Source organism: Streptomyces sp. NPDC102467 (assembly GCF_044765445.1).
GTDB lineage: Bacteria > Actinomycetota > Actinomycetes > Streptomycetales > Streptomycetaceae > Streptomyces.
Map to the genome: position 1 here is coordinate 132817 of NZ_JBIWKA010000001.1, position 15783 is coordinate 148599.

Here is a 15783-nt window from a genome sequence, read left to right on the forward strand (position 1 = left end):
ACCTGCACTTGCACGGATCCACTGCACTTGCACGGATCCACTGCACTTGCACGGATCCACTGCACTTGCACGGATCCACTGCACTTGCACGGATCCACTGCACTTGCACGGATCCACTGCACTTGCACGGATCCACTGCACTTGCACGGATCCACTGCACTTGCACGGATCCACTGCACTTGCACGGATCCACTGCACTTGCACGGATCCACTGCACTTGCACGGATCCACTGCACTTGCACGGATCCAACTGGATTGCTACGGCGCCAGGTTGGTGCCCAGGCGGGCGCCCGCCGGAGTGCCGAGCGTGGTGTTGTTGAAGGTCTTGGTCGAGGTCAGACCAGGACCGGAGCTGTTGCTCGGTACGTACATCAGGGTGCCGTTGCCCGTGTCCTCGCCCGCCGTGCCGATGACCAGGTCGGCGCGGCCGTAGCCGGAGAAGTCGCCGAGCGCGACCGCCGTGCCGAGGTTGTCGTTCGTCTCGGTCGAGCCGGGGACGCCTTCGGTGTCCTGCGTGATGGCGATCGCGCCGGTGCCGGTCAGACCGGTCGACGAGCCCTTCAGGAGCAGCGACGTGCCCGCGTTGGAGCGGTTCGAGGTACGGGTGATGTCCTCGTTCGGGGCGCCGGTCAGGACGTCCGCATAACCGTCGAGGTTGTAGTCGCCGACCGCTACCGACCAGCCCATCGCGTCGCCGGACTCGGCGGCGCCCGGCACGCCGGACGTGGACTGGCTGACGGTCTTGGCGCCCGTCGCGGTCAGGCCGGTGGCGGCCACGCCCTTGACGAAGGTGACCTGGCCGCCGGCCGCCGCGTCGGACTCGGCCGTGTAGGGCTGGCCGATGACGATGTCGTCGACGCCGTCACCGTTGATGTCGCCTGCGCCGATGGAGCGGCCGCCCTTGACGGTCAGTGTGGCCGCCTTGCGCAGGCCGCCCGCGCCGCCCTTGTACCAGGTGACGCGGCCGACGCCGGTGGAGTCGCGGTAGTTGAGGGCGACGTCCGCGTAGCCGTCCTGGTTGAAGTCACCGGAGGTGGCGTCCGCGTTGGCCAGGTTCGCCTCGGATGACGTGATCGTCGAGTCGCTGTCCCAGCCGTCGCCGTAACGGGCCATCCAGGTGCCGCCGAGGCCGGTGGAGGCGGCGAACACGTCGGCCGTGCCGTCCGCGTTGAAGTCGCCGACGGCCACCGCCGAGCCGAACCGGGCGCCCGTCAGGTCGTAGCTCGCGTCCATGTTGATGCCGAAGCCGGTGGTGAAGCCGGGACCGTACAGAACGGTGGCCGCGCCGCGGTTCGCGTGGCCCGAGGTGTCGTCCTCGCCGGGCTGGCCGACCACGAGGTCGGTGTAGCCGTCGCCGTTGATGTCGCCGGTCGCGGTGGCGGCGCCGAACTCGTCGCCGGACTCGGCCGCGCCGGGCATCTCCCCGGCCTGCGAGATGACCTTCTTGCCGGTGGCGCTCGGACCGCCCGAGGTGCCCGGGACGACGACGACCTGGCCGCCGCTCGCGCCCTTGGGCACGCCCGTCACGATGTCCGCGGTGGCGTCACCGATGACGTTCTGCGAGGCCAGGGAGTGCGAGATGCCCGGCGTCGCGGCGAGGGCGGCGATGCGGGAGAGCTTCGGGTACAGGTTCGCGCCGGGGCACAACGTGGCGTTGGTGTCCTTGTGGCCGAAGACGCGCGGCAGGGTGATGGTCTTGCCCAGGGCGACCTTGTTGCCGTCGACGTTCAGATCACCGGCGGACGTCAGCGTGACGTTGCCGGTCGGTGAGATGCCGTATTGGCCGAACTTCCAGGCCACGACGCGGGCGATCGCGTCGAGCGCGGCCTTGGTGGGCTTCGCCGTCTCGAAGTTGCCGATGTAGGAGATGCCGACGGTGTCCGTGTTGAAGCCGTAGTCGTGGGCGCCGTGCACCGGCAGGTCCATGCCGCCGGTACGACCCTCGAAGATCTGGCCGCAGCGGTCGACGACGAAGTTGTAGCCGAGGTCGTAGTAGCCCTTGGAGACGTGGTCCTGCTGGATCTGGCGCAGGCGCTCGGCCGACTGGGAGCAGGGGAACTGGTTGTCCGCGTCGACACCGGTGTGGTGGACGACGGCGGCCTTGATCTCCGTGTCGTACGTGGGAGTTCCGTCGTGCGCGAGGCCAGGCCCCCACACCGACTGGGGGATGATCGCCGGCTTGACGACCGTCGAAGGGCGGGCGGTCGGGACCGTCTCGGTCGGCGTCGGCGTCGGGGACGCCGGGTCGGACGAGGCGGGGGCGGTCGGCGTGGTGGTGCCGGTGGCGGTGGGCGTGGTGTCCGGCGCCGTCGGGGTGCCTGCCGTGGTGGGGGAGCCCGTCGGGGTGGCGGTGTCCTCGCTGTACGCGGCCGGCCGGGCGAGGTCGGCGGCGGTGGGCCCGGTGCCGGGGTCGATGAGCTTGACGTCCATGCCGGCGGGCAGGTCGGAGGCGCTGCCGTCCTTGGCGACCACCCGGACCTCGACGCCGTCCGCGTCGTCCTCGGTCGGCACCGACGCGGTACCGCCACGGAGCGCGGAGTTCTCGCGCTCGGCGCCGTCGGCGTCGTTCGTCTCCTTGGGCAGGGTCGTCCAGCCGCCCCAGTCGCCGCTGGCCGCGTCGCGCGCCCGGAACTGCGCCGTGCCGTCGATCTCGGCGTCGGGGTCCTGCCACGTCACCGACACGGCACTGAAGGTCCCGGTCGACTTCTGCGGCACGACCTTGCGGTCGCCCTTCGTCTCCATCTTCACCGTGTGGACCGCCGCCGCCCGGTGCGCGGCGGCCTTGGCCGGGACGACCGGGTCGGCGGCCATGGCGTACGTCGCCGCGCCGGCACCGCCGAGCACGACCGCGCCGACCGTGATCCACGCTCTGCGCTTGAGACTCAACGGCTTGTACGCGTGCGAATTGCTCGCGTTCTGTTGATTACCGCGCGAATGTCGCGGGCTCAAATACCCCACCCCTTGCAGAAGTTCACAAAAGCCCCGCGCTCCGCGGGTAGATGTCCTGTACAGCGCAGGACCAACGAGCGGCGTCACACGTTGCACAACTGTGTCGCGCGTCACAGCGGTACCTCGCGGCGGGGGCCGCCGGAGCGACTGTGACGTTTCCGCGGGTGGGGGCGCAGTTCATCGTGGGAACGCGGACTCCGGATGCGTGGGTGTCCTCGAAGTCGTACGAAGAGGGAAGCGGTAGGAAGCGGTTGGGCCAAGGAGACGGGGAGCTGGGCGCGGCCGTGGCACGGGCCCAGGCCGGCGACGAGGCGGCCTTCGCCGTGGCCTACCGGATGGTGCAGCCCGGGCTGCTCGGATATCTGCGCGGGCTCGTCGGTGACGAGGCGGAGGACGTCGCGGCCGAGGCCTGGCTGGAGATAGCGCGGGATCTGGGCCGCTTCCGCGGGGACGGGGCCGGGTTTCGCGGGTGGACGGCGACCATCGCCCGGCATCGCGCCCTCGATCTGCTGCGCCGTCAGAAGGTGCGGCCACAGCCCTCCGCGCTCGAACGGGACGTGCTCGACCTGCCCGCGGCGCAGAACACCGCCGAGCAGGTCTTCGAGATCCTCTCCACCGAACGCGCCCTGGCCCTCCTCGCCGCTCTCCCGCGCGACCAACGGGAGGCGGTGCTGCTGCGCGTCGTCGTCGGCCTCGACGGACCCGCCGCCGGCCGTGTCCTCGGCAAGCGGCCCGGTGCCGTGCGCACGGCGGCGTATCGCGGGCTGAAGCGGCTCGCGCGACAGCTCGGGGTCGAGGGGCGCGGATGACGGACGAACCCTTGCCCACGGACCTCGCCCCCGGCGGACGGGCTTCCCTCGGCGGACGGGCTTCCTCCGGAGGGCCGGCTTCCTCCGGAGGGCAGGCTTCCCTCGGCGAGCTGCTCGCCGCTGCTGTCCGTCCCTGCGCGCCGGACGCCGACGGGGCCGGGGAACTGCGGGCGCTCGCCGCGTTCCGCGCGGCGCGCGATGGCGGGGCGGTGGTCGCGCGCCCTCGCCGCGGCGACGACTGGCGCCCCCGTCGCAGCGGCGCGCACCGGCCGGCGGAGACCGCGGAGGGGCCCCGGTAACTGCCCACCGGGGGAGGGGAATTCGGCCATCGGGGCGCGGCCTGAAATACGGGACGGCCGAGGTCGCCACCCCCCACAGGAGAGACCCCGGCCGCCGCGCGGTACGGGTCGCGAGCGGCCCGTACTCTCTTCAGCGCCGGGGATGCGTTTTCTGTCACACCCCGCTGCGTGACCCGCTAGTTGCCTGTTGTACAAACATGGACGTGGGGGTGTTTCAGGCCGTAGCGTGCTGATTCGCGCCGGGGGCGCACACCTTTGTACGGGCGCAGGTTCATACGGGGCACAGGGGCTTTCACGGCCGGGGCAGGCAGGTACTGGGAGTGCTGGGGGACGACGCGGAGCTGACCGCCGCGGTGCTTGCGGCACAGGACGGGGACGAGACCGCGTTCCGGACTGTGTACCGCGCCGTGCACCCGCGCCTGCTCGGGTACATACGCACGCTCGTCGGCGACCCGGACGCCGAGGACGTCGCCTCCGAGGCCTGGCTGCAGATAGCCCGTGACCTCACCCGCTTCGAGGGCGACGCCGACCGGTTCCGCGGCTGGGCCGCCCGGATCGCCCGCAACCGCGCGCTCGACCACATACGCATGCGGGGGCGCAGGCCCGCCGTCGGCGGCGACGAGGCCGAGCTCACCGGCAGGCCCGCGCTCTCCGACACCGCCGACGAGGCGCTGGAGTCCCTCGCCACCGGCACCGCGATGCATCTGATCTCCCAACTCCCGCAGGACCAGGCCGAGGCCGTCGTGCTCCGCGTCGTCGTCGGCCTCGACGCGAAGAGCGCCGCCCAGACTCTCGGCAAGCGGCCCGGAGCCGTCCGCACCGCCGCGCACCGCGGTCTGAAGCGGCTGGCCGAACTGCTCGGCGCGGACCCGATGACCTCCGTTTCCCTCGATGCCGTACCGCACCAGAGGCAGTCGAGCAGCCGCCCGGTGACGTCCGCCGGTGTGACGCATTCGCGTACGCGGACGCAGAAGGACATGTGATGGCCGACGAGCACGACAAGTGGCTGGACCGCGACGCGGCGGAGCGCCTGCTGCGCGGGGAGTCACTGGAGGCCGTCGCCGACGACGACATCCGGCGGGCCGGACGGCTCGTCGCCGCGTTCGACGCGCTGACCGCGCTTCCGGCCGGACCCGACGGTGAACTCCCCGGTGAGGACGGGGCGTTGAAGGCTTTCCGGGAGGCCCGAGCGGTCTCTGCCGTGGACGACGCCGTGGACCCTTCCGGTTCGGTGGCCGACCGCGCCGGGCGCTCCGCCGGACCCGGGCGACACCGCGCCGGCGCATCAGGAGCGCCGGTACCGGCCGAGCCGGGGCGCGCCGTCGTGGACGGCCCGCGCTGGGGACGGCCGGTGCGGTTCGCGGTGGCCGCCGCGCTCGCCGCGTGCATGGCCGGCGGGGTCGCCGTCGCCGCCGGGACCGGGGTGCTGCCCTCGCCGTTCGGCGGTGGCGGTGACCCGGCGCCGGCCGCCTCCGTGTCGGGTGCGGCCAGCCCCGACCGACCGCTCGTCTCGCCCTCGCCGGGCGGCACGGACCGCGACACGGTCCTGCCCGACGGCTCCGCGACCCCCGACGGCGCCGGCTCGCCGAGCGCGGGAAACAGCGGGGAGAGACCCGAGAGCAAGGACTCGACCCGCACGCCTGCCCCCGACGCCACCCGCAGAGGCAGCGCGTCCGAGGGGATGCGCCGCCGCATGATCGAGGCCTGCCTCAGGTACCGCGGCGGCGATCTCGGCGCCGACGAGCGGCGGCGGTTGCGTGACTCCGCGAAGAGGTACGGCCGCAGCACCGCGGACATCGGCCGGTTCTGCGACCGCGTGCTCGGACGTTCCGGCGGCTCTTCCGACGACTCCGAATTCGGGTTTACCGGACCAGACGGATCGGACGGAGCCAACGGCCCGGGTGGCCCGAACGGTTCGGACGGCCGTGGCGACGGCCAGGACGGCGACGAGGACGACGACGCCGGCAATGGCGGCGGTAGCGGTAATGGTGGCGGTGGCGGTGGCGGGGAGAACGTCGGCTACCACCCGATCGCGCCCGCGCCCTCGCCCCCGCCCTCCCCTGATCTGTCCTACAGCGCCTCGCCCGAACTGCCGACCGCGACGGCGACGCCCACGCCCTCCCCGTCCGCGTCGTAGCGCGGCCCTCCTCCGTCCTGACCTGCGCTCTGACTGGGGTCCTGACCTGCGCAGACACAAATCCTCAAAAGAGTTGCGCGACAGGTGTGACATTTTTTGAGGACGGGACGCAGTACTGAGTAGCCGACTGGTCATCGGCCGTGCACGAGCCGGGGTTCCCCCCGTACCTTCGGCTCTGTGCCACTGGCGTGGGTGGGACAGGTTCCCCCGGTCCCACCCACGCCGCCTAAGTCCTCCGGACGTCTCACCGGTGAACGTCTCACCGGTGAACGTCTCACCAGTAGATGACGACCTTGTCGCCGTTCCGGACCTGGGCGAACAGGCTCGCGATCTTCCCTTCGTCCCGTACGTTCACACAGCCGTGCGAGGCGCCGCTGTAGCCGCGGGCCGCGAAGTCCGACGAGTAGTGCACGGCCTGGCCGCCGCTGAAGAACATCGCGTAGGGCATGGGCGTGTGGTAGATCGTCGAGACGTGGTGCCGGGACTTCCAGTACACGTGGAAGACGCCCTCGCGGGTGGGCGTGTACTGCGAGCCGAACCGCACGTCCGTGGTCATCAGCCGCTTGCCGTTCACCATCCATGACACCGTCCGGCTCGTCTTGCTGATGCAGAGCACGCGCCCGGTCATACAGCGCGGATCGGGCGCGGCCGCGGGCTGACCGCCCGATGCGTACAGCTCGTCGCGGGTCGGCTCGTGCGTCATCTCCAGCAGTCGCTGCCAGGTGACGGTGTCGGTGGTGCCGGTGCGCGGCAGGCCGCGCTTGCCCTGGAACCCCCTGACCGCCTCGGTCGTCGCGGGGCCGTACGTCCCCGTCGGGGTGGCGGAGAGCCAGGCGACCTGACGCAGCCGCGCCTGCAGCCCGCGCACCTGCTTGCCCTCGTCGCCGGGGGCGAACAGGGTCTTGGGAGCGGGAGCCGTCGACGCCACGGGCGAACCGGACGAACCTGACGGGCGGGACGGCTTGGCGTCCCCCGGAGCCGTGGCCGAGTGCGAGGCGGACGGCGCCGACGGCGCGGAGGGCACGGTCGGCGCGGACGCGGCCGGAGCCGACGGGCGCGTGCCGACGCCGCCCGGCCCCACCGCCTGCGCCGAGCAGCCGCCGACCAGGGCCAGCACCCCGGTCGCCGCGAATGTTCTCCGTATGACAGCTGTCCGCATGACGTCCCCCGCCTGCCGCGCCGGTCTCTCTTGTCACCACAGATGCTGCCCACGTCGGAATGGTTGCGAACAAGGGCCGGACAGCGGGTACATCTCCGGGCAGGGCTGGTAAGCAAGGCCCTGAGCACCCACGCAAGCACAGACACGACCAACAGACACGACCAACAGACACGATCAGTCGGCAGATCCTGGAGGCACAACCATGGCGCGCGAATCCGAGTCGGGACTGCCCATCGAGCCGGTGTACGGCCCGTCGGCGTTGGAGGGCTGGGATCCGGAGCGGCAGCTGGGGGAGCCGGGCGCGTATCCGTTCACGCGTGGTGTGTATCCGTCGATGTACACGGGCCGCCCGTGGACGATGCGCCAGTACGCGGGATTCGGTACGGCCACCGAGTCCAACGCCCGGTACAAGCAGCTGATCGCGAACGGCACGACGGGGCTCTCGGTCGCCTTCGACCTGCCGACCCAGATGGGTCACGACTCCGATGCCCCGATCGCCTCGGGTGAGGTCGGCAAGGTGGGTGTGGCGATCGATTCGATCGACGACATGCGGGTGCTGTTCGGCGGGATCCCGCTGGGCAAGGTCTCCACCTCGATGACGATCAACGCGCCGGCCGCGCTGCTCCTGCTGATGTACCAGCTGATCGGCGAGGAACAGGGGGTGGCCGCCGATCAGTTGACGGGCACGATCCAGAACGATGTCCTCAAGGAGTACATCGCGCGGGGCACCTACATTTTCCCGCCCAAGCCCTCCCTGCGGCTGATCGCGGACATCTTCAAGTACTGCCGGGCCGAGATCCCGAAGTGGAACACCATCTCGATCTCCGGCTACCACATGGCCGAAGCGGGGGCCTCGCCCGCGCAGGAGATCGCCTTCACCCTCGCCGACGGCGTCGAGTACGTCCGGACCGCGGTCGCTGCCGGGATGGACGTGGACGACTTCGCGCCGCGTCTGTCGTTCTTCTTCGTGTCCCGCACCACGCTCCTCGAAGAGGTCGCCAAGTTCCGGGCGGCCCGGCGGATCTGGGCGCGGGTGATGCGTGAGGAGTTCGGCGCGAAGAACCCCAAGTCGCTGATGCTGCGCTTCCACACCCAGACCGCCGGGGTGCAGCTGACCGCGCAGCAGCCGGAGGTGAACCTGGTCCGCGTCGCCGTCCAGGGCCTGGCCGCGGTACTCGGCGGCACGCAGTCGCTGCACACGAACTCCTTCGACGAGGCCATCGCCCTGCCCACCGACAAGAGCGCGCGCCTGGCCCTGCGCACCCAGCAGGTTCTCGCCTACGAGACGGACGTGACGGCCACCGTCGATCCGTTCGCCGGCTCCTACGTCGTGGAGAAGATGACCGACGAGGTGGAGGCCGCCACCCTGGCACTCATGGCACGCGTCGAGGACCTGGGCGGCGCCGTGGCCGCGATCGAACACGGCTTCCAGAAGGGCGAGATCGAGCGGTCGGCGTATCGGATCGCGCAGGAGACCGATGCCGGTGAACGCGTCGTGGTCGGCGTCAACCGCTACCAGCTCGACACCGAGGAACCCTACGAGCCGCTGCGCGTCGACCCTGCCATCGAGGCCCAGCAGGCCGCACGCCTCGCCGCCCTGCGCGCCGACCGGGACCAGCCCGTTGTCGACCTCGCGCTCGCCGCCCTGAAGAAGGCCGCCGAGGGCGACGACAACGTCCTCTACCCGATGAAAGACGCCCTGCGCGCCCGCGCCACCGTCGGCGAAGTCTGCAACACGCTGCGCGAGGTGTGGGGCGCCTACGTCCCCTCCGACCGGTTCTGACCAGCGATCTTCCGGCAAATGAAACCCCTGGGCGCAGGGCCGGGCGGCTGTGCGACACTCCGCTCATGCTGGGTGTCATAGATCTACCGACCTATCTCGCGGGTACCGTCCTCATCGTCCTCCTCCCGGGGCCGAACTCGCTGTACGTGCTCTCCGTCGCCGCCCGTCGCGGCGTACGCACCGGATACAAGGCCGCTGCCGGTGTCTGGTGCGGCGACACCGTCCTCATGACGCTGTCCGCCGCCGGTGTCGCCTCCCTTCTGCAGGCCAACGCCGTGCTGTTCGGGATCGTGAAGTACGCGGGTGCCGGCTATCTGACCTGGCTCGCGGTCGGCATGCTGCGCGCCGCCTGGTCGCTGTGGCGGACCCGCCGCGAGCGGATCGCCGCCGCCGAGGCCGGTCTCGCCGAGGCGCCCTCGCCGCAGGAGCGGCCCTTCCGCAGGGCCTTTGTGATCAGCCTCCTCAACCCGAAGGCGATCCTGTTCTTCATCGCCTTCTTCGTGCAGTTCGTCGACCGCTCCTACGCCTACCCCGCCGTCTCCTTCACCGTGCTCGGCGCCTTCGCCCAGATCGCGAGCGTGCTGTACCTGTCGGCCCTGATCTTCAGCGGCACGAGGCTCTCCGCCGCCTTCCGGCGCCGCAAGCGGCTGTCGGCCGGCGCCACCTCGGCCGCCGGGGTGCTGTTCCTCGGGTTCGCGGTGAAGCTGTCGCTGGCCAGCGTGTAGACCTCCGGCGGGCCGGACGCCTCCGACGGGGGCCGGAGGCGTCCGGCGCCCCCGACGGCCGCCGACCTCACCGCGTCCCGGTGCCGACCCCGATCTCCGCCAGGTACGCCACCGCTCCGTCCGCCGTCTCCCCGGCCCACGCCACATATCCGTCCGGCCGCACCAGGAACACGCCCGAGCCGTACGTCTCGTACGCCGGAATGCGTGCCGCCCGTATGAACTCGCCTTCCAGGGGTGGCAGTTCGGCCTCCGTGCCCACCGCCAGCAGTGTCCAGTGCGGGCCCCGGAAGAGGTCGAACAGCCGGGTCCCGCCGCGCCGCCCGTCCGGGGCCCGGTCGCCGGCCCGCAGCGCTCCCTCCGGAAGGCCCGTCCGGGTCTCCCGGGTCAGCGTCGACTCCCGGTAGCCGATGCCCAGTTGCTGCACCTCCTCGCCGCGCTGCACCGGCATGCCGTTCGCCCCGGCGCGGTGGATGCGGGTGCTGATGCCGAGGATGTCGGCCGCTATGGGCAGCCGTTCCTCCTCGTACGTGCCGAGAAGCTCCTGCGGGGCGCCGGACAGGACCGCCGCCAGCTTCCACGACAGGTTGTACGCGTCCTGCACGCTCGTGTTCAGGCCCTGGCCGCCCGCGGGGGAGTGGATGTGCGCCGCGTCGCCCGCCAGGAAGACCCGGCCCTCGCGGAAGCGGTCCGCCATGGCCGCGCGCGCCCGGAAGTCCGAGGCCCAGATCGCGTCGGCGATGTGCTCCTCAAGGAGCGGCGTACGGGACGCGAGAAGCTTGGCCACCCCGGCCGGTGAGGTGTCGGGGACCGCCGTCTCGTCCACGTACTGCGCGGCCAGCTGGAAGAGGCGCCCGTCGTCCGACGGCAGCGGGCAGAACGCCACGCCACCCTCCGGCGCCTTCGGCCATATGTGCCAGTGCGTGTCCGGGACCGGCGCGTCCCGCGTCACCCGCACGTCCGCCACCAGCATCGGCTTCGGGTCCACGGTCTCGCCCGTCATGCCGATGCCGAGCGCCCTGCGCACCGTGGAACGGCCGCCGTCGGCCGCCACCACGTACCCGGCGCGTACCGCCGAGCCGTCCTCGAACGTCGCCGTCACCCCCTCGGCGTCCTGCTCCAGGCCGCTCAGTCCCGTGCCGAAGCGGACCTCGCCGCCCAGCTCCCGCAGTCGCGCGTACAGCACCTCCTGCGTGCGGGCCTGCGGTACCAGCCACGCGTTCGTGAAAGGCGCCTGCTCGGACGGCTCGGTGCGCTTGAGCATGTCCCACTCCTGGCCCGGCTCGTCACCCTCCCAGGCCAGCATCGTCGGGTACTCGGTGCCCGCCGCGTAGATCGCGTCCAGCACCCCGAGGTCGTACAGCACCTCCTGTGGGCGCGGCTGCAGCCCCTTGCCGCGCGAGCCCGGGAACAGGCTCTCCGCCCGCTCCACCAGCATCGCCCGGACCCCGCGCCGGGCCAGATCCGCGGCCAGGACCAGGCCGGTCGGGCCCGCGCCCACGATCAGGACATCCGTCGTATCCGTCGCCACCGTCATCACCGCCACCTCTCCTTAACGACGTTAAGCTCGATGTGTCCGAGCATGACCTTAACGGCGTTAAACTGTCAAGCGTGGCCGAGCAGAGAAACCCGAAAGAGCAGAAGAGCCCCGCAGAGCCGAAAAGCCCCGCAGAGCCGAAAAGCCCCGCAGCGCAGAAGAGCCCGCGAGAGCCGAAGAAGGCCAAGCTCGACAAGGCGTACGTCGCCGACACCGCGCTTGACCTGCTGAACGACGTAGGCCTCGAGGGGCTGACGCTGCGCGCCATCGCCAAGGAGCTGAATGTGCAGGCGCCCGCCCTGTACTGGCACTTCAAGAACAAGCAGGCGCTGCTCGACGAGATGGCGACAGTGATGTTCCGGCGGATGACGGAGGCCGGAAAAGAGGTCGGCTACGAGCCCTCCGGCGCCTGGCAGGAGTGGCTGGTGCAGGGCAGCCGGCAGCTGCGCGGCGCGCTTCTGCGCTACCGCGACGGCGCGAAGGTCTTCAGCGGCTCACGGTTCACCGGGACCGACCACGGACCGGAGTTGGAGGCGAACCTGCGCCGTCTCATCGAGGCCGGATTCACCCCCGACCAGGCCGCCTGGGCGAGCACGACGGCGTACATGTACACGCTCGGCTTCGTCACGGAGGAACAGGGCGTGCAGCCGCTGCCCGGCGAGCGGCGCCCCGGCTACGACGTGGACGAGCGCGCCGAGATGCTCGCCGACTACCCGCTCGCCGCCGCCGCGGGAGGGCAGCTGTTCGCGGCGTACGACGAGCGGTTCGAGGAAGGGCTGCGGCTGATCGTGGCGGGGATCGAGGCGCGCTACGGAGTGCGCTGAGGCGTGGGCCCCCGGTTCAGCGCCCGGCGCAGCAGCGGCGTCGCCCACTCCTCGACGTAACGGTTCAGCAGCCAGGCGAGCGTCAGCATCACGCCGATCGTCGCCAGGAAGGTGGCCCACGACGGCAGGCCGACGTGCCGGTGCAGGGCTTCGATCGTCACCCAGCCCAGGTGCTCGTGGACCAGGTAGAAGGGATAGGTGAGGGCGCCGGCGACCGACAGCCATCGCCAGTTCGCCCATGCCGTCCAGCCGACCGCGATCGCCGTCACCGCGGCGAAGCCGAGCGTGATGACGGCGATGATCCCGAACGAGGTGCGGTACGAGAAGAAGTCCGGGTTCGGGGCGTGCCACAGCCGGTCGACGGCGTAGTGCTGCCCGATCAGCCAGCTCACGGCGACGATGCCCCACGCCGTCACGTCACGCCGGTCGCGGTGCACCAGGTAGAGGCCGATGCCGCCGATGAAGAACGGGGCGTACTCGGGCATGAGCGCGAGGGTGAGCAGGGGCTCGCCCGTGGCCTCGGCGAGTGCCGCGGCCAGGGTCCACACCGCGCAGAACAGCACGACGCGGTGCCGGGTCGCGCCCGGCAGGACGACGCACAGCGCGAACAGCGCGTAGAAGCGCAGTTCGGCCCAGAGGGTCCAGCACACGCCCAACACCCGGTCCACACCCAGGGGTTGCTGGAGCATGGTCAGGTTCACCAGCGCGTCGCTCGGCGAGACCGTCTTGTAGACCACGACGGGCACCGCGAAGACCGCGGTGACCAGCACGATCGCCACCCAGTAGGACGGCAGCAGGCGGGACGCGCGCGAGGCGAAGAAGGAACGCAGGGGCCGGCCCCAGCCGCTCATGCAGATCACGAAGCCGCTGATGACGAAGAAGATCTGCACGCCGAGACAGCCGTACGCGAACCAGCCGTGCAGGGACGGGAACTGGGTGCGCGGCGAGGTGCCCCAGGCGTGCGACACCTCGCCGTCGCGGCCGCCGTAGTGGTACGCCGCGACCATGAGCGCGGCGATCAGACGCAGGCCGTCGAGGGCGTACAGGCGCGGCGCGGCCCGCTTCGGCCGTGCGGGTGCGGCGGTCTCCGGCTCGGGTGCGGGCATGGGGAGCGCGGGGGTCGGGTCGGTGAGGGTCATCCGAGCGCGGCCCGCTTGAAGGAACGGGCCCGTTTGGCGACCCTGCGCACCGCCGCGTTGCGGGGGATGAACGCGAGCTGTGACGGGACGGCGCCGGGCAGCGCGAGGGAGGTGAGGCGGCGGCGCTTGAAGTACCGCCACGTGTGCGCGTCCAGGCGCGTCGAGAGATAACGCTCGGCCGCGGGGCGCAGACCCGGATAGATCTTGGCCTGCATCGCGAAGCCGACCGCCCGCAGGAGATCGGTCAACTCGGCCAAGGGCAGGGGATGTTCCTGTGATTGGACACCGGGGCGGTCGTCGAGATCGGGCAGCAGCGCATCGACGATCGTGACCGGGACCCGGTTGCTGTTCTGGTACGGGGCGAGCCGGTCGAGGAGCGTGGTCGTGCCGACCCGGGCCACCGGAATCCCGTACAGCGCCGACGCGGTGAGCAACGCCGTCGAGAAGCAGCCGACGACGAGCGCCGGGCGCATCCGCTGATAGATGACCTCGGCGAGGACCGGGGTGTCCAGGACGGTCAGCTCGATGCCGAGCCGCTCCGCCTCCTTCTCCAGGGTGCGCGACCAGCGGGCCGGGGCCGTGGGGTGCGGCTTGAACACGATCTGCCGGTGCCCCAGTTCGGACGCGCCGCGCATCATCCGTACATGCAGACCCTCTTCCTCCTCCGCCGTGAGGATGTCGAGGGCGGAGAGGTACTGGCCGAGCAGCAGGGCGGGTTCGCCGTCGAGGTGCGGCAACTCGTCCGTCGCGTCGCCGAGTTCGGCGAGGACCTTGACGAAGACCTCCGTCGGTACGATCTCGGGCTCGACGCCGAACTCCGTGAGCAGCAGCGGCTTGAGGCCCGGCACCAGGTCGAGGTGGAGGAGGCGGCGCACGCGGGTGCCGACCAGCGGGTCGATCTTGTTGCGGGTCGGGCCGTAGCTCATCAGGCCGTCCGCGTACACGTCGACCGGGGCGCCCGTGAAGATCTGCGCGACAGCCATCGCCGGGTTGACCTGGATGGACTCGACGGCCAGCTCGATGTCGTCGTCGCCGAGGCTCCAGAGCATCCTCAAATGCCGTTCCCACAGCGGGAGATCGTCCGCTCGGGGCGTCCAGCCGCCGGGATGGAACGGGGAGATCGCCTCGTTCCAGGACAGCACATCGTCGAAGCGGCCGCGCAGCAGCTCGAAGCCGGGCATCTCGTCGACGGCCGGGGTCGTCTCGGGTGTCGCCGCGTTGTTGGCGACCAGCAATATCGTGCGGTCCGCGGGGGCGAACCGGTCGGCGTCCAGCGCGGCCGCGAGCGTCGCGGTGCCGTACAGGGTCGAAGCGAGCAGGATGCGAGTCGTGCGCTTCGCCGTGCGATCGGTCGTGTGCTCCGTCGCGTGCTGGGTCGTGTGCTTCGTCATGCGGCGTTCTCCGTGCTCACCGGGCGGCGACGCAGCCGGCGCAGCCGCGTGGCGCGCTCGACGTCCATCGAGTCGAGCGCTTCGTCGAGCACCTGCTGCGGCATGCGTTTGAGCGCCGCCGCGCTGAGGGACTTCAATTTGCGCGCCACGGGCGGTTCGAACCTTTCGATGGATCCCAAGTGGTGGGAAATGATGGCGCAATACGTGCGCACAGCCTTCGGCAGCAGCTGGTCGGCATCCCGGTCCTGTGCCGTTTCCCGTACGACCTGGTCGAATGCGCGAATGAAATCGAGCTGGCGCACGTCACCGATCTGGGTGAGCGACGAGGCGACACCGCGCCGGTAGAAAACACCCAGCAGACTCACCGCGGCAAAGGATTTCGCCTCGCGGTGCAGCCGCCAGATCCACGGCCGGTCCTCCGCGGTGCGCAGCCCGTCGGTGAAGTGCAGCAGCCCCTCGTCGGCGAGGCGCCGGTGGTACATGCCGGCCCACGCGTACGCGTAGTCGACGGACGTCGAGCGGTCCGCGGGCAGGATCGCCTCGCGCGGATCGAGGACGACGCCGCGCCTGCCGTGCGGCACGCGGTGGATCGTGCGGGCCCGCGCCGTGCACTGCACATGGTCCGTGCGGACGAAGTCGCAGCCCAGGCCCTCGATGGCGGACAGGAGCTGGGGGTAGTAGCCCGGCGCGAGCCAGTCGTCGCCGTCGAGGAATGTCAGGTATTCGCCCCGTGCCGCGTCCAGTCCTGTGTTGCGGGCGGTGGCGAGTCCCCCGTTCTGTTCGTGTCGCACGACGACCGCGCCGGGCAGCTCGCGCTCGGCGCGCGCGAGAATGTCCGGAGTCTCGTCCTTGGAGCAGTCGTCGACGAGAATGAATTCGAAGTCGTCGCGCGCGTTCGCTCGCAGACTTCTCAGAGTGTCGGGTGCATATTGCTGCACGTTGTAGAACGGCACGATGACGGAGAGCTTGACCACGTCCGTGACGTTAGGCGGCGGCCCGGCATTCGTCTTGACCGGGAACTTGATACCAGGTGA

Annotated in this window: 13 protein-coding genes; 7 read left to right on the forward strand and 6 right to left on the reverse strand. The window is 70.9% G+C overall.

What is annotated here, in order from left to right; translation table 11 throughout:
- Window positions 1-258: 258 nt before the first annotated feature.
- The gene (locus tag ACIREE_RS00555; protein WP_404144464.1) at window positions 259-2958 is read right to left on the reverse strand and encodes an N-acetylmuramoyl-L-alanine amidase; all 2700 of its coding nucleotides are present in this window, start codon (window positions 2956-2958) and stop codon (window positions 259-261) included.
- Window positions 2959-3158: 200 nt separating this feature from the next.
- Here ACIREE_RS00555 and ACIREE_RS00560 point away from each other — a divergent pair, with 200 nt between their 5' ends.
- The 4 genes from ACIREE_RS00560 to ACIREE_RS00575 all read left to right on the forward strand — a co-directional run bounded on the left by ACIREE_RS00560 (window position 3159) and on the right by ACIREE_RS00575 (window position 6194).
- A complete protein-coding gene (locus tag ACIREE_RS00560) occupies window positions 3159-3758 on the forward strand; it encodes an RNA polymerase sigma factor (protein WP_404144466.1) in 600 nt (199 codons plus the stop codon).
- Window positions 3755-4057 carry a hypothetical protein gene (locus ACIREE_RS00565; protein ID WP_404144468.1) on the forward strand — a complete coding sequence of 101 codons (303 nt, stop codon included), beginning with the start codon at window positions 3755-3757 and terminating at the stop codon, window positions 4055-4057. Before ACIREE_RS00560 ends, ACIREE_RS00565 begins: the two co-directional genes overlap by 4 nt.
- Before the next feature lie 320 nt (window positions 4058-4377).
- Entirely contained in the window at window positions 4378-5040 is a 663-nt protein-coding gene (locus ACIREE_RS00570) for an RNA polymerase sigma factor (protein ID WP_404144470.1), read from the forward strand.
- Window positions 5040-6194, forward strand: coding sequence for a hypothetical protein (locus ACIREE_RS00575; protein ID WP_404144472.1), 1155 nt, complete (start codon window positions 5040-5042; stop codon window positions 6192-6194). Before ACIREE_RS00570 ends, ACIREE_RS00575 begins: the two co-directional genes overlap by 1 nt.
- A gap of 274 nt (window positions 6195-6468) precedes the next feature.
- Here ACIREE_RS00575 and ACIREE_RS00580 read toward each other — a convergent pair whose 3' ends face one another.
- Complete coding sequence (locus tag ACIREE_RS00580) at window positions 6469-7062, reverse strand: L,D-transpeptidase family protein (protein ID WP_404145279.1); 594 nt, start codon at window positions 7060-7062, stop codon at window positions 6469-6471.
- Between the two features lie 493 nt (window positions 7063-7555).
- On the opposite strand from ACIREE_RS00580, the gene ACIREE_RS00585 reads away from it, so the two are divergent.
- A complete protein-coding gene (locus ACIREE_RS00585) occupies window positions 7556-9136 on the forward strand; it encodes a methylmalonyl-CoA mutase (RefSeq protein ID WP_404144474.1) in 1581 nt (526 codons plus the stop codon).
- A gap of 65 nt (window positions 9137-9201) precedes the next feature.
- Window positions 9202-9861 (forward strand): leucine efflux protein LeuE, encoded by a 660-nt coding sequence (gene leuE / locus ACIREE_RS00590; protein ID WP_404144476.1) that lies wholly within the window; start codon window positions 9202-9204, stop codon window positions 9859-9861.
- 67 nt (window positions 9862-9928) lie between these two features.
- On the opposite strand, the gene ACIREE_RS00595 is transcribed toward leuE, so the two are convergent.
- Window positions 9929-11395, reverse strand: coding sequence for an FAD-dependent monooxygenase (locus ACIREE_RS00595; RefSeq protein WP_404144477.1), 1467 nt, complete (start codon window positions 11393-11395; stop codon window positions 9929-9931).
- 74 nt (window positions 11396-11469) lie between these two features.
- Here ACIREE_RS00595 and ACIREE_RS00600 point away from each other — a divergent pair, with 74 nt between their 5' ends.
- A complete protein-coding gene (locus ACIREE_RS00600; RefSeq protein WP_404144479.1) occupies window positions 11470-12219 on the forward strand; it encodes a TetR/AcrR family transcriptional regulator C-terminal domain-containing protein in 750 nt (249 codons plus the stop codon).
- Here ACIREE_RS00600 and ACIREE_RS00605 read toward each other — a convergent pair.
- From ACIREE_RS00605 to ACIREE_RS00615, 3 genes are read right to left on the reverse strand one after another with little or no spacing between them, the layout of a single operon-like run.
- On the reverse strand, window positions 12204-13358 hold the full coding sequence (locus ACIREE_RS00605) for an acyltransferase family protein (protein ID WP_404144481.1): 1155 nt from the start codon (window positions 13356-13358) through the stop codon (window positions 12204-12206). The genes ACIREE_RS00600 and ACIREE_RS00605 overlap by 16 nt on opposite strands.
- Window positions 13355-14749, reverse strand: coding sequence for a polysialyltransferase family glycosyltransferase (locus tag ACIREE_RS00610; protein WP_404144482.1), 1395 nt, complete (start codon window positions 14747-14749; stop codon window positions 13355-13357). The genes ACIREE_RS00605 and ACIREE_RS00610 overlap by 4 nt, the downstream gene beginning before the upstream one ends.
- Window positions 14746-15723: a glycosyltransferase family 2 protein gene (locus ACIREE_RS00615; RefSeq protein WP_404144483.1), complete on the reverse strand. Its 978-nt coding sequence runs from the start codon at window positions 15721-15723 to the stop codon at window positions 14746-14748. Before ACIREE_RS00615 ends, ACIREE_RS00610 begins: the two co-directional genes overlap by 4 nt.
- Window positions 15724-15783: the final 60 nt, after the last annotated feature.